Origin of the sequence: Nocardioides sp. YR527 (assembly GCF_900101045.1) — a bacterium.
Lineage (GTDB): Bacteria > Actinomycetota > Actinomycetes > Propionibacteriales > Nocardioidaceae > Nocardioides.
The window spans coordinates 295,099-312,548 of record NZ_FNFN01000007.1; the positions used below are offsets into that span (position 1 = coordinate 295,099).

The 17,450-nt window shown below is 68.8% G+C and carries 17 protein-coding genes; 4 read left to right on the plus strand and 13 right to left on the minus strand.

Translation table 11 applies throughout. The annotated features are described in order from the left end of the window. Positions 1-68 precede the first annotated feature (68 nt). On the minus strand, positions 69-1,724 hold the full coding sequence (locus BLT25_RS22430; protein WP_091050745.1) for an enoyl-CoA hydratase-related protein: 1,656 nt from the start codon (positions 1,722-1,724) through the stop codon (positions 69-71). A gap of 233 nt (positions 1,725-1,957) precedes the next feature. Between BLT25_RS22430 and BLT25_RS22435 the strand changes: the two genes are divergently transcribed. Beyond that, positions 1,958-2,644: a GTP pyrophosphokinase gene (locus BLT25_RS22435; RefSeq protein WP_091050747.1), complete on the plus strand. Its 687-nt coding sequence runs from the start codon at positions 1,958-1,960 to the stop codon at positions 2,642-2,644. 15 nt (positions 2,645-2,659) lie between these two features. On the opposite strand, the gene BLT25_RS22440 is transcribed toward BLT25_RS22435, so the two are convergent. The 9 genes from BLT25_RS22440 to BLT25_RS22480 all read right to left on the minus strand — a co-directional run bounded on the left by BLT25_RS22440 (position 2,660) and on the right by BLT25_RS22480 (position 12,380). After that, the gene (locus BLT25_RS22440) at positions 2,660-3,835 is read right to left on the minus strand and encodes a PrsW family intramembrane metalloprotease (protein WP_091050749.1); all 1,176 of its coding nucleotides are present in this window, start codon (positions 3,833-3,835) and stop codon (positions 2,660-2,662) included. Further along, the gene (locus BLT25_RS22445) at positions 3,832-4,467 is read right to left on the minus strand and encodes a hypothetical protein (RefSeq protein WP_143033829.1); all 636 of its coding nucleotides are present in this window, start codon (positions 4,465-4,467) and stop codon (positions 3,832-3,834) included. Before BLT25_RS22445 ends, BLT25_RS22440 begins: the two co-directional genes overlap by 4 nt. 117 nt (positions 4,468-4,584) lie before the next feature. Then, on the minus strand, positions 4,585-6,915 hold the full coding sequence (locus tag BLT25_RS22450; RefSeq protein WP_091050755.1) for a PQQ-dependent sugar dehydrogenase: 2,331 nt from the start codon (positions 6,913-6,915) through the stop codon (positions 4,585-4,587). A 31-nt stretch (positions 6,916-6,946) separates the two neighbouring features. Then, positions 6,947-7,666, minus strand: coding sequence for a hypothetical protein (locus BLT25_RS22455; protein ID WP_256328735.1), 720 nt, complete (start codon positions 7,664-7,666; stop codon positions 6,947-6,949). A gap of 14 nt (positions 7,667-7,680) precedes the next feature. Then, the gene (locus BLT25_RS22460; RefSeq protein ID WP_091050758.1) at positions 7,681-8,439 is read right to left on the minus strand and encodes an ABC transporter ATP-binding protein; all 759 of its coding nucleotides are present in this window, start codon (positions 8,437-8,439) and stop codon (positions 7,681-7,683) included. Continuing rightward, on the minus strand, positions 8,432-9,178 hold the full coding sequence (locus BLT25_RS22465) for an ABC transporter ATP-binding protein (RefSeq protein WP_091050760.1): 747 nt from the start codon (positions 9,176-9,178) through the stop codon (positions 8,432-8,434). The genes BLT25_RS22460 and BLT25_RS22465 overlap by 8 nt, the downstream gene beginning before the upstream one ends. After that, the gene (locus tag BLT25_RS22470) at positions 9,175-10,266 is read right to left on the minus strand and encodes a branched-chain amino acid ABC transporter permease (RefSeq protein ID WP_256328737.1); all 1,092 of its coding nucleotides are present in this window, start codon (positions 10,264-10,266) and stop codon (positions 9,175-9,177) included. Before BLT25_RS22470 ends, BLT25_RS22465 begins: the two co-directional genes overlap by 4 nt. Further along, positions 10,250-11,134 carry a branched-chain amino acid ABC transporter permease gene (locus BLT25_RS22475; protein WP_091050763.1) on the minus strand — a complete coding sequence of 295 codons (885 nt, stop codon included), beginning with the start codon at positions 11,132-11,134 and terminating at the stop codon, positions 10,250-10,252. Before BLT25_RS22475 ends, BLT25_RS22470 begins: the two co-directional genes overlap by 17 nt. Positions 11,135-11,138: 4 nt before the next feature. Further along, positions 11,139-12,380: an amino acid ABC transporter substrate-binding protein gene (locus tag BLT25_RS22480; RefSeq protein WP_218131448.1), complete on the minus strand. Its 1,242-nt coding sequence runs from the start codon at positions 12,378-12,380 to the stop codon at positions 11,139-11,141. A 104-nt stretch (positions 12,381-12,484) separates the two neighbouring features. Here BLT25_RS22480 and BLT25_RS22485 point away from each other — a divergent pair, with 104 nt between their 5' ends. Together BLT25_RS22485 and arfB are read left to right on the plus strand one after the other, a co-directional pair. Further along, positions 12,485-13,516, plus strand: coding sequence for a LacI family DNA-binding transcriptional regulator (locus BLT25_RS22485; protein ID WP_091050765.1), 1,032 nt, complete (start codon positions 12,485-12,487; stop codon positions 13,514-13,516). 23 nt (positions 13,517-13,539) lie between these two features. Further along, the gene (gene arfB, locus BLT25_RS22490; RefSeq protein ID WP_091050767.1) at positions 13,540-13,965 is read left to right on the plus strand and encodes an alternative ribosome rescue aminoacyl-tRNA hydrolase ArfB; all 426 of its coding nucleotides are present in this window, start codon (positions 13,540-13,542) and stop codon (positions 13,963-13,965) included. 579 nt (positions 13,966-14,544) lie between these two features. On the opposite strand, the gene BLT25_RS22500 is transcribed toward arfB, so the two are convergent. Further along, the gene (locus BLT25_RS22500; RefSeq protein ID WP_091050769.1) at positions 14,545-15,066 is read right to left on the minus strand and encodes a GNAT family N-acetyltransferase; all 522 of its coding nucleotides are present in this window, start codon (positions 15,064-15,066) and stop codon (positions 14,545-14,547) included. 123 nt (positions 15,067-15,189) lie between these two features. After that, complete coding sequence (locus BLT25_RS22505) at positions 15,190-16,362, minus strand: acyl-CoA dehydrogenase family protein (protein ID WP_091050772.1); 1,173 nt, start codon at positions 16,360-16,362, stop codon at positions 15,190-15,192. 84 nt (positions 16,363-16,446) lie between these two features. Here BLT25_RS22505 and BLT25_RS22510 point away from each other — a divergent pair, with 84 nt between their 5' ends. Further along, on the plus strand, positions 16,447-16,899 hold the full coding sequence (locus BLT25_RS22510) for a CoA-binding protein (protein WP_091050773.1): 453 nt from the start codon (positions 16,447-16,449) through the stop codon (positions 16,897-16,899). Between the two features lie 2 nt (positions 16,900-16,901). Here the strand turns inward: BLT25_RS22510 and BLT25_RS22515 are convergent, their stop codons facing one another. Beyond that, entirely contained in the window at positions 16,902-17,351 is a 450-nt protein-coding gene (locus tag BLT25_RS22515) for an Lrp/AsnC family transcriptional regulator (protein WP_091050776.1), read from the minus strand. Between the last annotated feature and the right edge of the window lie 99 nt (positions 17,352-17,450).

Genomic DNA, 17,450 nt, shown 5'->3' on the forward strand with positions numbered 1-17,450 from the left:
CCTCCTAGAGGCGTGTGAGTCAGATCACACGCCTCAGGTTGGTGGAACACGTTCTAGTTTGTCAACAGTCAGAACAGGATCTTGGCCGGCGTCTCGGTCGGCGCCGCCTTCGTGACGAACGCCTTCCGCTTCGCGGCGAACCCGAAGCGGTCGTCGAAGATGTCGCGAGCCATCTCGGCCAGCTCGATGCTCTGGTAGTAGGACATCGGCATCGCGCCGGCGCGGCGCGCTTCGCGGGCCGCCAGGGCCGGGACGTACGCCTCGGGCTCGGCGAGGCCCTGAGCGAGGTCGCGCAGCCAGCCGTCGAACTCGGCCGCGTCGCGCGGACCGAGGTCACTGACCATGCCGATCCGCGCGGCCTCGGCCGCCGAGATCGGCAGCTTCGCGCCGAGCAGCTCGTCGGCCTTCTCTGTGCCGACCCGGCTCGGCAGGCCCCAGGTGTGCAGCTCGGAGCCGAAGATGCCCATGTCGTAGTAGGGATTCAGGACGACGCCGGCGCGCGCGACCGTGATGTCGGCGCAGAGTCCGGCCATCACGCCGCCGGCACCGGCATTGGCGGTGAACGCGGCGATGGTCAGCTGTTCGGCCTCGGCGATCGCCACGCACAGCTCGTCGATGGCCCGGATGTTGTCCCAGGCCTCGGCCGCCGGATCCTGGGCCGCCTCGATGACGCCGAGGTGGATGCCGTTGGAGAAGGCGTGCTCGGTGCCGCGTACGACCAGGACCGTGGTGTCCTCGACGAGCGCCTTGCGGACAGCGTCGGTCATCCGGCGGCACTGCTGGGTGTGCATCGCACCGCTGTAGGAGCGGAGGGTGAGGTAGCCGACGTCGCCGTCGCGCTCGTAGGTCGTCTCGGCCAGCTCGTCCGGCATCCTCCGGTATGGCAGGTGCCCGGTGTCGAGCACCCAGGCGGCCGGAAGCTTGGGACCGCGCTTCTTCTCGAGCGTGGCGGCGTAGCCGACCCACAGGGTGCCATCGCCGGTGGCGATCGCGACCACGTCGGTGTCAACCCCGACCACGGTGCCCGGAGCCACGTCGCCATGGTCCTCAGGGGTCGTGGCGGCGTCGAAGAGACAGTAGGTCTTTCCCTCGATGGTCGCCGGCGCACCCGGGGCGCCGTCGGCCGCCGCGATCCGCCGGGCGACCTCCGTGGCGGGTGCGGACCAGTCGATCTCGAAGGCCGTGCGGCGCAGCAGCGGCAGCTCACCGGTGCCCTCGACCTCAGCAGCCCACTCCTCGGCAGGCCTCGGCTTCTCCCCCGCGGCGACCATCCGCAGGACGTCCGCGACGCAGTCCATCGCGGCGTCGGCGACCGGGCCGTTGTAGAGCGCGCTCTTCGCGATCGGGACCTCCGGCATCGCGAAGGTCCGGGTCGCCCAGACCGGGCCGGCGTCCATCTCCTCGACGGCAGACAGCGCGGTCACGCCCCAGCGCTCACGCCCGTCGAGAGTGGCGTGGTCGAGCGAGGACGGGCCCCGGTCCCCGACCGGTCCGGGGTGGATCACCACCGTCGGGTAGCGGCCCCAGACCGCCTCCGGCACGCGGTGCTTGAGGAACGGGCACAGGATCAGCTCGGGCTCGATCGCGTCGACCGCCGCCACCAGGGAGGAGTCGTCGTGGACCGGTGCCAGCAGGACACCGACGTCGTGGCCGCCCTCTTTGAGATCGCACCAGACGCGTTGGGTCAGACCGTTGAATGCGGAGACGAGCAGAAGAATGCGCATGTGGGGGAAGTGTCCTTCTAGTCAGTAGCCCGAACAGACCTCGTATCCCCCGAGGGGTATTTATCCCCCGAGGGGTGTCACTGTATCGAGCGCGCCGAGCCATGTGCACGTCGGTGTCCAGAAGAGGGACCGAAGCCCCGGTGACCTCAGGGCCGCTCGCCCCGGTCTCGGGCCGGACACCGCGCCGGCGTCTTGCCGCCGCCTGTAAAGATGGCTCTGTCAGGAGGGGGACAATGACCACAGTCGACGACAACCCGCGCAACGGGTTGGTCGATCTCGTCGAAGCGAGCGCGGACGACATGACCCGTGAGACGGTGCGCGAGCTGGCCGGGTTCCGGATGCGCTACAAGTTCGCGATGGACGAGGTCTCGACCAAGATCGCGATCCTGCGCGAGGAGTTCGAGCACGCCCACGACCACAGCCCGATCGAGCACGTACGCACCCGGCTCAAGTCGCCCGACAGCCTGCTCGCCAAGGCGCGCAAGATCGGCTGCCCGCTCACCCTCGAGGCGCTCGAGCAGCAGATCCGCGACATCGCCGGGATCCGGGTCGTGTGCCCGTTCGTCTCCGACGTCTACTGGATCATGGAGATGCTGGGCGGCCAGTCCGATGTCGACGTGGTCGAGGTCGAGGACTACATCGCCGACCCGAAGGCCAACGGCTACCGCAGCCTCCACCTGATCATCAAGGTGCCGGTCTACCTCTCCGACCGCGTGGTGGACGTACCGGTCGAGTTGCAGATCCGCACGATCGCAATGGATTTCTGGGCCAGCGTCGAGCACTCGATCTACTACAAGTACGACGGCACCGTCCCCACGACCCTGCGCGACGAGCTCGGCGCCGCGGCACGCACCGCGGCCGACCTCGACGCCACCATGGCCCGGCTGCGGAGCGAGGTCCACGGCATCAGCGTGCGTTGACGTACGCCGGCTGACTCAGGGGGCGGCCGGGCTGTGCCGGGCGAGCTCGCTGCGGGCGTACGCGACGCGGTCGGTCTCGACCCCGCGGGACCGACCGAGCTCGTCGGCCAGGTCGTGCGCCGCCTCGAGCCGATGCCTCCGGTGTCGGCGATCGCCGTGGCCGCCCCTGCGATATGCCCGGCGCTGCCGGTAGGACCCGGCCAGGGCATCGAGCTCCTCGACCGTGATGGTGCCGTTGGCGACCTCGGGGGACATCAGGTCGCGCATCGCCTCACGTTCGGTGCCGACGGTGAGATGGAAGACCGTGACCGCGATCGCGAGGGCGACGACGACCGAGATGACCAGCAGCGCGATCGTCGCGGGGCCGTTGCCCTGCGTGATCGCGGTGGTGCTGTCCCAGACCAGATGCAGGGCGACCGCGGCGGCGACGAGCACGAGCCCGCGTCCGATCCGGCGCTTCTCCGCGACGGTGCCGATCAGGTAGACGATCCCGGCCCCGACGAGCGCTGAGTACAGGATGTGGGAGGTGAACCCGGTCGCCAACCTGAGCACCGCGGTGCTCAGGCTCGACCCGACCGGGTCGACGCCGAAGTTCTCCGAGGCCGCGTTGATCGCGTAGAGGATGTCCTCGATGATCTCGAACCCGAGACCGACGAATGCGCCGACCACGAACCCGTCGAAGGCCGTCCGGATCACCCGTGGTGCGATGAACATCAGCAGCAGCACGCCGGCGCCCTTGGCTGACTCCTCGACGAACGGCGCGGCCAGGCCGGCTCCCCACGCGACGGCGAAGTCCGGGCCGACCCACTTGGCGTAGAGGTGGATCAGCGCCGTGTTGGCGTGGATCGCGATCGTCCAGGTGGCACCGAAGCCACCCCAGACGAAGGCGGCGATCCGTAGGTCGAGGGGTTGTCTCGAGTAACGGTCGATGTGCGTGGTGAACCACCAGAACAGCACCGCGTAGAGGCTGAAGATGATCGCGGCGATGCCGAGCGGGGTGCCGTAGATCGGAGCCTCGGTCCGCACCGTGCTGACGGTGTACCACAGGCCGTAGGCGATCACGGCGACGAAGACCCACAAGCAGGCGTTGCGCGGCTGCAGCCAGCTCACCCTCTGGCCCCACCCGACCTCGGCGATGGCCGTGTCGCGGGCCTGGAGCAGGTCGGGCTCGGTGGTGGACGTGGTGCTCATGAGGCCTCTCCATCGACGAGCCGGACCGATTCGAGCATGGCGACGATCTGGTTCTCCAGGCGGCGGTCGCTCGCCATGTCCACCGGGCCGTAGACGGTGACCTCGATTCCCCGTCCATCGCTGACCAGTGCCCCGAGGAGTCCTTCGACGGTGGTGGTGGAGAAGCGTGCGATGACCCCGGTGATCTCGCCGGCGGTACGGAACGTGGCCGCCGTCCCGCTCTGCAGGTCGAGCGCGTTCGGGCCGAGCTTGTCGTTGTTCTTCCGCAGCTGGGCCAGCAGCGCGGTCGCCGTCCCGTCGAAGTCCCCGGTCGTCACGGTGAGGGTGATACCGCCCTTCGTCAGCGTCGCCGAGTCGGGGTAGGTCCCCGAGGTCGCGGTCCCGGAACGCAGCCCGGACTCGAGGTTCCAGCCGACCGCCGGGTCGAACTCGACCCACCGACCGACCTGGATGACGTCGCCGGCCTTGATCGGGTCGTCCACGGCGACACGGCTGTCGACGCCGGGCAGCACCCAGAAGGCGAAGGCGACCAGCAGCGCCACGACGCCGGCAGGAAGAAGAGTTCGGCGGTCCATCCCGAGCCAACGGCGCTCGACGGGGACCCAGTCAGGTGGTGCTTCCACGGTGGGCACGCCGGAAGCCTAGCCAGGTTTGCGGCAGGTTGTCGGAGTTTGTGTACAGAGGGGTTGGGCCCGTGCCGAGGCCGGGCTCGACCCGGACGGTGTCCGTCCGGGTCGAGCCCTTCGGGGTCAGCGACCGTTGACGAACCGCTGGTACTGGGCCCGCGCTTCGTCCGGGGTGATCGCCCGGTCGAGGAACATCAGCGAGTCCATCCGGCAGTTGCAGGGGTTCCGCTCGACGGTGTCCTGCGGGAAGGATCCGCCGACCTTGTAGCCGCGCGGCAACGTGTCGGAGGTGCCGGTGCCGTCGACCTGCCACGGGTCACCGGCGGTGGTGTAGAACCCGTCGACGGCCTTGCCGTTGCGGTAGAGCGCCATCTTGCCCGTGGTGTAGTCGAACGTCGCCGCCAGGTGCACCCACTGACCTCGTGGCAGCAGGGTCTGCCAGTCCGCCGAGGCGGCGAAGGTCTGCGAGGCCCCCTCGTCGAGCCGGCGTCCGAGCGCAACCAGGCGCAGCGTGCCGTCGACGTTGATGAGCTCGAGCAGTGCGCGTACGCCGTGGCCGTCGGAGTTGCCCGACAAGATCCCGGAGAGCCCGATCGCGTTGAACCGGTCGGTGGGATCGGCGGTCAGCGAGTTGAGCGCGGGCCCGTCCATGTCGACCTTGAACCAGCCGGCCAGGGTGATCTGCTCGGCTCCGGCGAACGGCGCCAGCGACGCGACCCCGTTCTGGTTCCACGTACCTGCCTTCCAGTCGTCGTTGCCGTTGACCTCAGGGTTGACCTGCTGGGTCTGCAGGGCGTTGTTGCTGGTCCGGTACGCCGAATCACCCACCTGCATCGCGTTGCCGCCGTTGACCTGGTTCAGCAGCGTCCGGGAGTATCCCTGGTCCTCCTCGCGCGACCCCGGGGCGAAGGGGTGCTCGAAGTCGTAGTAGCTGACCAGGTCCTCGCGCAGCGACGGCACGACCTCGCCCGGCCACGGCTTGTGCACCGTGTTCACGACCTTCCAGATCTTCCCGTTGGCCTTGGCCAGCAGGTAGAGATTGCGGCGCGAGTCGGTGCCGAAGCGCAGGTCGACGCGCGGGTCGTCGACGAAGTCCTGCATGGAGAGCCGCTTGCCGGAGGTGTCGAAGAGCTGCATCTGGTGCAGGGTCGCCTCGCGACTGCTCCCCCGGCGCATCTGCTTGGCGTCGGTCCAGTAGACCTCACCGTTGACCAGGTCACCGAAGACGTACTTGCCGCGGAGGTCGTCGAACCGGCCGCGGTAGACGACGCCACCGCTGACCGCGTGACCGCTGTCGGAGGTGCAGGAGTAGTTGGCGGGCGGGTCGTGGTCGAAGGAGGCCACCGGAAGGGTGTAGCCGGACATGTCGTAGTCGTCGGGCACCGTGTAGAGGGCGCACTCGTCGGTGTTGTCGTAGAGCAGCCGGCCCTCGATCTCGCTCCAACCGAGGTTGTCCCCGGCCCGTACGTCGTAGACGCCCTCGATCGCGTGCTGACCGATGTGGCCGAGCAGGAGGGTGCCCTTCTCGACGTCCCAGGAGAACCGGTGCGGGTCGCGCATGCCGTACGCCCAGATCTCGCCGATCGCACCCTCCCGGTCGACGAACGGGTTGCTGTCCGGCACCCCGTACGCCCCGTTGCGGCCGTCGCGGGCGAGCGGGTCGATCCGCAGGATCTTGCCGAAGGGGTTGGCGAGGTTCTGCGGGTCGTCGCTCTTCACCCCGTTGCCGCCGTCGCCGGAGGCGATGTAGAGCAGCCCGTAGTCCTCGTCGCCGCGCTCGGCGGTCGGGTTGAAGTCGATCTGCTGGATGGCGTGGATCTGGCCGGCGAAGTCGATCCGCATCACCTCACGGCTGGTGCCTTCGAAGGTGTCCGCGGTCGGGTCGGTGGCGTGCCACTCGGTCACGACGCTGACGGTCCGCCCGGAGCCGGGATTGGTCTGGGACGGGAAGGTGGGCGTCTTGGCGAAGCCACCGAAGCGCTCGGTGTGGGTGGTGTAGAAGAGCCCGTTCTTCTCGAAGTCGGGGTGGAAGGTGATGAACCCGGCCCCGCTGCCCAGGCCCGCGCCGGACCAGAAGTCGACGAAGTGGTCCTTGAGGTTCAGGTACTCGTGCTGCTGCCCGCGGTCGAGCAGGTACATCGGCCCGTTGAGGTCGGGGACGTACATCCGGCCCGAGCCGTCGGGGACCTCGCCGATGAAGTTGATGCGGTTGTGACGTACGAGGCGCTGGTCGGTGGGCGCCGGGTAGGGCTCGGTCTCGGGGAGCTGGGCGACCTCCTCGAGCACGAGGCCGAGGCTGCTGCGTACGGGCTGTTCGGGGATGGGGTCGGGGACGGGCTCGCTACCAGGGATGGCGGCGTTGGCAGAGAGTGCGGGGGTGAGCAGCGCGGCGAGCATGGCGCCGACGGCGATGCCGGCGCGTGCCTGTCTGCCCCATAGACGTGAGGTTTCCATGGGTTCTTCTCCTTACCGAGTTACCGAGGGTTCAGCGCCGTAGGCCCGCGACGGTGACGTCACGGATGCGGCCGAAGTTGTCGAAGGAACCGAAGCCGAAGCGGCCTCCGGCGAAGGTGGTGTCGGTGGCGGTCATCCGGGGCTCGTCGGCACCGTCGAGGTAGACCGCGATCGCGCCGGTTCGGGCGTTGTAGTCGAGTCGTACGTCGTGCCACTCGGCATCGGTGATCGACGGTGCGGCACCGACGGTGCCGTTCCACTGGTGGTCGATGCGCAGCCGGTCGGCGTCGTTGACCACGAAGATGCCGTTGTGGGGGTAGATGGTGTTGTCGGTCGAGAGGTGGGCGTAGTAGAAGCGCGTCGGGGACTGGTAGTTCCAGACCAGGATCACGTCTCGGTTGGTGACCTGGACGGCCTCGTCGATGCGGACCTCGGCGCGGTAGGTCAGCGAGCCGAGCTCGGGACCCTTGGTCACCACGGCGTACTCGAAGGGGCGCCGCGGGCCGGGCTGTGCTGTCCCGGGCTCGGTCAGGATCACCTGACCCTTCTCGAAGGCCCACTTGTCATCGGTCACCGGGTCCCAGTCGGCCAGGCTGGCTCTGGGTTTGACCACGGCCAGGCCGGGGCCTTCGGTGCTATGGGCCTGGGCTCCGGCGAGCGGAGTGGCCAGAGCCACTGCGAGGGCGACGACACCGGCGCGTACGCCTCGCCCCACCATTCGGTTCAGCGTCGATCCCTTGTTCCATCTCATGGTGCTTCCTTCCCCTAATCGGGACCGTCGGTGGCCCCTGCTGAGGTCGTTGCGGCTCCCCCGAGATAGAGCTCCGCCATCCGTGGATCGGCCAGCAGGTCGGATGCCCGACCGGAGATGTGCACCTTCCCCAGATCGAGTACGCACCCCAGGTCCGCCGACTCCAGGGCCCGCCGGGCGTTCTGCTCGACGAGCAGGACCGCCAGGCCGGCATCGCGCATGCGTACGACCTGCTCGAACACGGTCGCGGTGGTCTTGGGGTCCAGGCCCATGCTGGGCTCGTCGAGCAGCACGACCTTCGGGCTGACCATCAGCGAGCGGGCGAACTCGACCTGCTTCTGCTGCCCGCCCGAGAGCGCGCCGGCGAGGGTGTTCCAGCGCTCGGCGACGACCGGGAAGAGGGTCTTCACGAAGTCGGTCCGCTCCTGGATCGCGGCGGCGTCGCGCACCGTGTAGGCGCCCAGGCCGACGTTCTCGGCCACGGTCATCTCCTTGAAGACCGAGTGACCCTGGAGGACGTGGGCCATGCCTGCCCGCAGCATCTGCTGCGGGCCGTTGCGGGTGACGTCCTTGCCGGCGACCGTGATGGTCCCCGAGCGCGGGGTCAGCATGCCGCTGGCGACCTTGAGCACGGTGGACTTTCCGGCCCCGTTCGGGCCGACCAGACAGACGATCTGACCTGCGGGAACGGTGACGGTGAGGCCTCGCAGCACCAGCGCGGCACGACCGTAGCCGGCCTCGATGTCGCGCAGCGCGAGGAGAGGTTCAGACACCAAGGTAGGCCTCCAGGACTCGTGGGTCGTTCTGCACGTCCGCCGGCGCACCGGAGGCGATCGGGCGGCCGCGGTCGAAGACCACGACATGGTCGGAGAGGCTCATCACCAGCTCCATGTTGTGCTCGACGATGACGAAGGTGCGGCCCTCGGCGTTGAGCTCGCGTACGAGCGTGGCGATCCGGCCGATCAGGGCCGGGTTCACGCCGCCGGCGGGCTCGTCGAGCATGATCGTGTCGGGCTCGGCCATCAGCACCCCCGCGAGCTCGAGCAGCTTCTGCTGCCCGTAGGAGATGTCGCGGGCCTCGCTGCGCTCGAGGTGCTCGATGCCGACCCGGGCCAGCAGCTCTCGCGCTCGAGCGATGTCGTCGGGGTTGTGCGCCCCGCGCAGCCGGTGGACCAGCCCCGCGGACCGGACCCCGGCGAGCACGTTGTCGAGCACGGTCATCCGCGGGAAGATCCGGCACAGCTGGAAGCTGCGCCCGAGCCCGGCCCGCGCGATCCGGTGAGGTGCGTGGCCGGTCACGTCGCGGCCCTGATAGGTCACGGTGCCCGAGTCGGGCCGGATCATCCCGGTCACGCAGTTGAAGAAGGTGGTCTTGCCCGACCCGTTGGGGCCGATCAGCGCGTTGATCTTACCCTCCTGGAAGCTGACCGTGGCGCCGTCCACGGCGCGTACGCCGCCGAACGCCTTGGTCAGTCCGTTGGTCTCCAAACCGAGCTTGTTCAGATCGGTCATGACTTCGCCTCCTCGAGCGCCTTGCGCTCCTCGGCCAGCTGGGCGGCGTCGACCTCACGGATCGAGGTGTCACCGGGGCGGAACCGGCCGAGCTGCGCGCTCACCCAGGGGATGACCCCGTCGGGCATGAAGAGCACGACCAGGGCGAGCAGCACCCCGAGCGCGACCAGGTGCATCTGGCTGTCGCCGTACTGGTTCTTGAAGAACTCGACCGCATATCCCACGATCACCGCGCCGACGACCGGACCGAGCAGGCTGCGTACGCCGCCGAGCAGCGACATCAGCACCAGGTACGAGCCGGTCAGGATCGAGAACTGGAAGATCGGGTCGAGCGAGCCGAACCAGAGGGCGTACATCCCTCCCGCCATCGCGGTCATGAACGCCGAGACGACGAAGACGACCAGCTTGTACGCGAACGTGGGAACACCCAGCGCCTGGGCCTTGTCCTCGTCCTCCCGGATCGCCTTGAGCCCGGTGCCGAGCCGCGACCGGTCGATCACCCACCACAGCACGAGGGCGACCAGGGTCAGCGCCACGAACAGATAGAAGAACCGCTCGTGCTGCTCGGGCCGGAGTACGTCGGTGCCGAACGGCCGCGGCACCCGCAGCCCGTTCGACCCGCCGGTCACCTCGGCCCAGCTCTGTGCGACCAGCAGCAGGATGAGCACCAGCGCGATCGAGACGATCACGAACGAGGCGCCCCGGACCCGCAGGGACGCGATCCCGATCGGCACGGCGGCCAGGCCCACGAGCACGGCCGCGACGACCATCGAGACCCACGGGTTCACGCCGGCCTCGGTCACCAGCAGCGCGGTGCCGTAGCCACCCAGCCCGGAGTAGGCGGCGTGCCCCAGCGAGATGTAGCCGGTCAGCCCGCCGACGAAGTTCCACGCCACCGCGAGCGCGGCGTAGCTGGCGATCACCACGCCCACCGACAGGATGAACGGGTCCGGCGCGAGCGCCGGGAAGGCGAGCACGAGGCCGAGCAGGACGGCGGCCACGACGAGCTTGGTCAGCAGGACGGAGCGGCCCTGGGACGTACGGCCTGCTTGGTGTGTCGCAGTCTTGTGCCTAGAAGCGCTGAGCAAGGCGACCTCCGAAGAAACCCTGGGGGCGGAACATGAGGGTGGCGAAGAGGGCGAGGTAGAAGACCGTCTGCGCCCAGGTGGTGCCCATCGGGATCTGCAGGAGGGCCTGGGTGACCCCGAGGAGCATCGCCGCGACGGCGGCACCGGGGATCGACCCGAGGCCGCCGATCACGATGATCGCCATCAGCGGTCCGATCCAGTGCCAGTGCAGCGAGGGGTAGATGGTGGCGTCGAGCGCGAGCGCGGTGCCACCGACCGCTGCGGTCGCCAGGCCGAGCCCGAAGCCGAAGCCGGCGATCCGGTCGGTGTCGATGCCGAGCAGCTGGGCGGCCTCGCGGTGCTGGATCGTGGCCCGCAGTGCCTGGCCGAAGCGGGTCTTCTTGAGCAGCAGGTAGAGAGCCAGGAGCGAGACCGCGGCCAACCCGAAGGCGACCAGCTTGACCACCGCGATCCGCGCTCCCCACAGCTCCAGGCTCGCGCTGGAGTAGCCGAGCTGGATCCGCCGCTGGGTGCCGGAGAAGAGGTAGCCGAGGCCACCCTCGATGATCAGCGCGATCGCGAAGGTCAGCAGCACCGACATCATCGTCAGTGTCGCCGGCCGCAGCCGCGAGAGCAGCGCACGCTGCATCCCGTAGCCGGCCGCGAAGAAGAGCGGCACCGTGATGATCAGCGAGAGCAGCGGGTCGAGCCCGGTCTGCGTGGTGAAGAACCAGGCCAGGTACGCAGCCAGGATCAGAAACGCGGAGTGGGCGATCATCACGACCCGCATGACGCCGAAGTAGAGCGTCAGGCCGGCGGCGAGCAGGGCATAGAGGCCTCCGAGCAGCAGCCCCAGGATCAGGCTCTGCAGAAGGAGTGAACCCGACATCGGCTCACCACGCCGGCTTCGGGTAGACGAACTCGGCCTCGGCCTGGTCCTCGGGCAGGACGATCTTGATCTCGCCGTCCACCCACTGCTGGATCATGTGGGCACTCTGCGGGCGACCCTTGTCGTCCCAGCTCAGCGGCCCGACGACGGTCTCGACCTCGTTCTCGTGCAGCCAGTCGATCAGCTTGGACTGGCAGTCGGGGTCGGGCTCGGCGCACTCGACCGCCTCGACCGCTGCCGCGACGACCTGACCGGTGGTCCAGGCGTTGGCCTCGTCCTCACCCGGCGCCTCGCCGTGCTTCTCCTCGTAGAACTTCACGAACTCCTGGTTCTCGGGGTAGTCCGCCTTCGTGGTGTAGCCGGTGGGCGCGATGATGCCCTGCGTCTTGTCGCCGATCGCCTCGGCGAACTCGGTCTCGGTCGGCGCGGTCGAGAACGCGGCCAGCTTGGGCTGGTAGTCGAGCTGCTGCAGCGCGACGATCAGGTTGACACCGTCCTGGTACTGGCTGCCGCCCACGACCATGTCGGCCTTGGTGTCGGCGATCTTGGCCGCGATGCTGCTGAAGTCGGTGGTGTTGGGCGGGTAGACCTCGTCCGCGACGGTCTTGATGCCGCCCTCCTCCAGCGCGTCCTTGAGCCCGTAGGCGGTGCCCTGGGCGAACGGGTCGTCCATGGAGGCGTACGCAGCGGTCTTGGGTCGCTCGCTCTCCGGCATCGCCAGGATGTGCTCGGCAAGGAGCTTGTAGTGGTCGTCGGCGACGGCGGGGGCGGCGTAGAAGAGGTTCTCGAAGCCCTCCTCGAAGACCTCGGGCGCCGCGCCGGCAGGCTCGACGAAGAGGTAGCCGTAGTCCTGGGCGACCTGAGCGGCCGGGATCACCAGGCGGGTGGAGAACGGGCCGACGACCAGGTCGACCTGCTCCTGGTTGATCAGCTTCTCGTAGTCGGCGGCGACACGCTCGGCGCTGGACTGGTCGTCGAGCATCTCCAGTCGTACGTCACGGCCGAGCAGGCCGCCGTTGTCGTTGACGTATTCGGCCCAGGCCTCGTATCCGCGCTGGATGCCCTTGCCGGGCTCGCTGAAGTCGCCGGTCAGGGGCAGCGAGATGCCGATCACGATCTCGTCGTCACCGCCTCCTTCCTCGGCTGCACCACAGGCGGCGAGGGTGGAGGCGAGAGTCACGGCCGCCGCGGCAGCCAGGGTTGCTCTGGACCGCTTGCTCGCGGTGGGGGTCTTCGTGAAGCGCATCTGCGGGTCTCCTCTACGAAAGCGCTTACGTAAGCGTTTACGATGACGTTACCGACTCTCGCTTAGTGTGGCAAGAGTCACATTCCTGACGACAAGGGGCATCGATGGTCCGAACCAACCGCTCCCCCCGCCTGATCGACGTCGCGCATGCGTCCGGCGTCTCGATCGCCACCGCGTCCCGCGCGCTCTCCGGAACCCCCGGTGTCAGCGACTCGGTGGCCGAGAAGGTCCGCCAGGCGGCACGCGAGCTCGGCTATGTCGCCAACCTCCATGCCCGCTCGCTCGCCAGCGGATCGACCGCGACCATCGGGCTCGTCGTGCACGAGATCGGCGACCCCTACTTCTCCGAGATCGCCAGCGGCGTGCTCAGCCTCGCCGCCGAACACGGGCGCACCGTGCAGATCTGCCACACCGGTCGCGACCCCGAGGCCGAGGTGGATCAGGTACGCAGCCTGGTGGCCAACCGCGTCGGCGCGATCCTGATCGCGGGGTCGGGCTTCGTGGACGCCTCGGTGGAGGCACCGATGCGGCTCGAGGTGCAGCGCTACGCGGAAGCCGGTGGGCGCGTCGCCGTCGTCGGTCGACACCACCTCGGGGTCGACAGCGTGCTGCCCGACAACCGCCCCGGCGGTCGCGCGGTCACCGAGCACATCCTCGGCCTGGGCCACCGGCGCATCGTGGTCGTCTCGGGCACCCTGGAGCTGACCACCGTCGCCGACCGTCTCGACGGGGTGCGCGACGCGCTTTCGGCGGCGGGGCTCGACGCGGGTGACGTACCCGTCCTCGAGGGGCCGTTCACCCGCGAGGGCGGGCGCGAGTGCATCCGCCGGATGCTCGCCGACCACCCGCGTACGACCGCTGTCATCGCCCTCAACGACGACATGGCCATCGGGTGTCTCTCGCAGCTGCGCAGCGCCGGGGTCTCGGTGCCGGACCAGGTCTCGGTCAGCGGGTTCGACGACGTCGCCGTCGCCCAGGACCTCTCCCCCGGACTCACCACCGTCCGGCTGCCGATGGCCGAGATGGGAGCCCGGGCGCTGACGCTGGCGTTGAAGGAGCCCGGCTCGCGCGCGCGGCGACAGCGGGTCCCCGCCGAGCTCGTGGTGCGCGACTCGACCGGGCCCGCCGTTCCGTAGCCCGGCGGTCTAGGGTTCTTGGAGTGAAGGATCTTCGGGTACCACCGGGCCCCGGGCTGCCCGAGGGTCTCGTCATCCCCGACACCGAGCTGGTCGAACGCTTCTCCCGCTCGCCCGGACCCGGCGGGCAGTCGGTCAACACCACCGACTCCCGCGTCGAGCTCTCCTGGGACCCGTCCGCCTCCGTCGCTCTCGACGAGCGTCAGCGCGCCCGCCTCCTCACCCGCTCCCCGGGTCCGCTCGTCGTCGTCTCCCACGAGCAGCGCTCCCAGCACCGCAACCGGGTAGCCGCCCGTGAGCGCCTCGCCGACCGCATCCGCCAGCTCCTCGCACCCCCACCCCCGCCCCGCCGCCCCACCAAGCCCACCCGCGGCTCCAAGGAGCGCCGCCTCGACGCCAAACGCCAGCGCGGCCAGACCAAACAGCTCCGCGGTCGAGTCCAGGACTGACATCCCGTCGAGGCGTCACCCCCGTCGACCGAGACGTCACGTACGTCGGGCGAGACGTCACGTACGTCGGGCGAGACGTCACGTACGTCGGGCGAGACGTCACGTACGTCGGGCGAGACGTCACGTACGTCGGGCGAGACGTCACGTACGTCGGGCGAGACGTCACGTACGTCGGGCGAGACGTCACGTACGTCGGGCGAGACGTCACGTACGTCGGGCGAGACGACACCCCGTCGGTCGAAGCGTCAGCCCCGCCGGTCGAGACGTCAGCCCCGTTGCGCGAAGCGTCACGTACGGCCGTCGAAGCGTCACGTACGTCGGCCGAGACGTCACCAAGAACATCTCGATTCCGCAAGATGACGCTTCGGCCGACCGGAGCGACGCTTCGACCAACCGGAGCGACGTCTCGACCAACCGGAGCGACGTCTCGACCAACCGGAGCGACGTCTCGACCAACCGGAGCGACGTCTCGACCAACCCGAGTGACGTCTCGACCGACCGGAGCGACGTCTCGACAGCGCAGGCGACCTCTCGCCCAGCGCAGGCGACGTCTCGACCGACGTACGTGACGTCTCGGCGTCAGGCGGGGTCGGGGTCGGTGGCCAGGCGGGCGTGGGTCTCGGTGTCGTAGCGGATGCCGTCGTAGATCAGCTTCTGGCGTTCGCGGCCCTCGACGAGGAAGCCGGCGGCGGTGGCGACGTGGCACGATCCGGGGTTGTCGAGCCGGTGGCCGGTCTCGAGGCGGAAGAGGTCGAGCTCGTCGAAGCAGTACGTCGACAGGAGCTTCAGGCCGGTGCTGCCGACGCCCCTCCCACGGTGTTTCTCGAGGGTCCAGTAGGAGATCCAGCCGATGCTATGGACACGCAGCTGGGTGGTGACCCGCATCTGCCCGACGATCTCGTCGCCGTCGACCACCGCGAAGGTGTAGCCCCGGTCCGCCACCGCATCCTCGGCCCAGTCGGCGATCAACCGCTCGGCGTCCGCGACGGTGGCGACATCCGCCGGCCGCTCGGTCTCCATGCCGACCCCGTCGTACGCAGCGAGCAGGACCGCCGCGTCCGACTCCTCCCACTCACGAAGCCGAAACCCGTCGTTCCTCATGCAGCAGACGATAGCGCTGACCACCGTGCACGATCCGTGCACCTTTGAGGAGATCAACCATGCATGGAGCGTGCACATGAACGATCGGTGCACTCGGCGACGGGCGCCGAGTGCACCGATCGGTCACAGGGTCGACTGGATGCCGGCGAGGAGCTGGCGAGCCATGACGATGCGCTGGACCTGGTTGGTGCCCTCGTAGATCTGGGTGATCTTGGCATCGCGCATCATCCGCTCCACCGGATAGTCACGGGTGAACCCGTAGCCACCCAGCAGCTGCACGGCGTCCGTGGTCACCTGCATCGCCACATCGCTCGCGAACGCCTTCGCAGCAGCCCCGAAGAAGGTGAGGTCCTTGTCGCCGCGCTCGGACCGACCGGCGGCGGCGTAGGTGAGCTGGCGGGCGGCCTCGATCTTCATGCCCATGTCGGCGACCATGAACTCCACGCCCTGGAACTCCGCGATCGGCTTGCCGAACTGCTTGCGCTCCTTGATGTAGCCGAGCGCGTAGTCGAGCGCGCCCTGCGCGACACCGACGGCCTGGGCCGCGATCGTGATCCGGGTGTGGTCGAGGGTCTGCATCGCATAGGTGAACCCGAGACCCTCCTCGCCGATGAGCCGGTCGGCGGGGATGCGTACGTTGTCGAAGTAGACCTCGCGCGTCGGGGAGCCCTTGATGCCGAGCTTCTTCTCCGGGGCGCCGAAGGAGACGCCCTCGTCGGACTTCTCCACCACGAACGCGGAGATGCCCTTGGAGCGCTTCTCGGGGTCGGTCAGCGCCAGCACCGTGTAGTACTCCGAGACGCCTGCGTTGGTGATCCAGCGCTTCACACCGTTGAGCACCCAGAAGTCGCCGTCCCGGACCGCGCGGGTCTTCTGGTTGGCGGCGTCCGAGCCCGCGTCGGGCTCGGAGAGACAGTAGGAGAAGTTGCCCTCACCGGCGGCGAGCTTGCCCAGGTACTTCTTCTTCAGCTCCTCGGAGCCGCCGATCTGCACCGGCAGCGAGCCGAGCTTGTTCACGGCCGGGATGAGAGACGCCGAGACGTCCGCCCGCGCGATCTCCTCGATGACCAGGACGGTCGCGAGCGCGTCGGCACCGACACCGCCGTACGCCTCCGGCACATGCGGCGCGAAGAACTCGGTCTCGACCAACGCGTCGTGCGCCTCCTGGGGATAGCGGGCCTCCTCGTCGACCGCGGCGGCGGCCGGAGCGATCTTGGCGTCGCAGATCTCGCGGATGGCCTTGCGGATCTCCTGGTGCTCCTCGGAGAGGGCGAACAACGGGTACTCGGCACTCATGTCCCGGAGTCTATGCCTTTTGCTACTGGCCAGTAAGTCGACGAGTCACGGAATCCGCTGCGCCACGTTGTTGTTGGGCACTACATGACCGTTGCGTGGCTCGACCAGGACACCATCGACAAGCTTCTCGACGATTCCGAGACCTGGGCGGTCGTCGGCCTCTCGGGCGATCCGTGGCGTACGGCCTACTCGATCGCCCAGGAGCTCCAGCAGCACGGCAAGCGGATCATTCCGATCCACCCCGGTGCCGCCGCGGAGGGCAAGGAGGTGCTCGGCGAGAAGGTCTACGCGACCCTGGCCGACGCCGCCGCGGCCGTCGGGAAGATCGATGTCGTCGACGTCTTCCGTCGCTCCGAGGCCGCCGGCCAGTTCGCCGACGAGGCCGTGGCGATCGGCGCCGGTGGCGTCTGGTTCCAGATGGGCGTGGTCGACGAGTCGGCCTTCGAACGCACCACCGCGGCCGGAGTGCCGATGGTCATGGACACCTGCCCGAGCAAGATCTGGTTCCAGCGCGCCCGGGCCGGCGCCCTGACGTAGGGCTACGACTCGAACGCCATCGTCCGCAGGTGCTCGTAGATCACCGAGGTCTCCACGTCCGCGATCTCGGCTCGTGAGGTGAGCCGGTCGATCACGAACGCGTAGAGCGCGTCGTTGTCGGGGACCGCCACATGGACGATGAAGTCCATCCGCCCGGAGGTGACGAAGACGCCGACCGTCTCCGGGAGCCCGCCGACCCAGTCGCGGAACGACTCGATGTTGGCGCGCGAGGGCGGCCGGATGCGGACGGCGACGAGCGCCTGCACGCCGCGGTCGATCTGACGGAGGTCGAGATCGAGGTACGCACCGCGGATGAGCCCACGCCGCTGCATCGCCCGCGCGCGGTCGTGCACGGTGGTCGCCGAGACGCCGACCTCGGCGGCGATGTCCCGGAGGCTCCGCCGTGCATCCATCGTCCAGGCGGCCAGAATCTGACGGTCGACTTCGTCCATGCACGCCAGATTAGTCGATCCGTCTGACATTGCACGGTCCGATTGCGATCTGTCCTGACATTCCCAAGACTTGGCTCCGGATCAGTTGTCGAATGACAG

What these genes read in the sequence shown, in the direction of transcription:
- BLT25_RS22430 (WP_091050745.1), bottom strand. Translation starts at nt 1,724, where the DNA reads ATGCGCATTCTTCTGCTCGTCTCCGCATTCAACGGTCTGACCCAACGC.
- BLT25_RS22435 (WP_091050747.1), top strand. Translation starts at nt 1,958, where the DNA reads ATGACCACAGTCGACGACAACCCGCGCAACGGGTTGGTCGATCTCGTC.
- BLT25_RS22440 (WP_091050749.1), bottom strand. Translation starts at nt 3,835, where the DNA reads ATGAGCACCACGTCCACCACCGAGCCCGACCTGCTCCAGGCCCGCGAC.
- BLT25_RS22450 (WP_091050755.1), bottom strand. Translation starts at nt 6,915, where the DNA reads ATGGAAACCTCACGTCTATGGGGCAGACAGGCACGCGCCGGCATCGCC.
- BLT25_RS22455 (WP_256328735.1), bottom strand. Translation starts at nt 7,666, where the DNA reads ATGAGATGGAACAAGGGATCGACGCTGAACCGAATGGTGGGGCGAGGC.
- BLT25_RS22465 (WP_091050760.1), bottom strand. Translation starts at nt 9,178, where the DNA reads ATGACCGATCTGAACAAGCTCGGTTTGGAGACCAACGGACTGACCAAG.
- BLT25_RS22475 (WP_091050763.1), bottom strand. Translation starts at nt 11,134, where the DNA reads ATGTCGGGTTCACTCCTTCTGCAGAGCCTGATCCTGGGGCTGCTGCTC.
- BLT25_RS22480 (WP_218131448.1), bottom strand. Translation starts at nt 12,380, where the DNA reads ATGCGCTTCACGAAGACCCCCACCGCGAGCAAGCGGTCCAGAGCAACC.
- BLT25_RS22485 (WP_091050765.1), top strand. Translation starts at nt 12,485, where the DNA reads ATGGTCCGAACCAACCGCTCCCCCCGCCTGATCGACGTCGCGCATGCG.
- BLT25_RS22500 (WP_091050769.1), bottom strand. Translation starts at nt 15,066, where the DNA reads ATGAGGAACGACGGGTTTCGGCTTCGTGAGTGGGAGGAGTCGGACGCG.
- BLT25_RS22505 (WP_091050772.1), bottom strand. Translation starts at nt 16,362, where the DNA reads ATGAGTGCCGAGTACCCGTTGTTCGCCCTCTCCGAGGAGCACCAGGAG.
- BLT25_RS22510 (WP_091050773.1), top strand. Translation starts at nt 16,447, where the DNA reads ATGACCGTTGCGTGGCTCGACCAGGACACCATCGACAAGCTTCTCGAC.
- BLT25_RS22515 (WP_091050776.1), bottom strand. Translation starts at nt 17,351, where the DNA reads ATGGACGAAGTCGACCGTCAGATTCTGGCCGCCTGGACGATGGATGCA.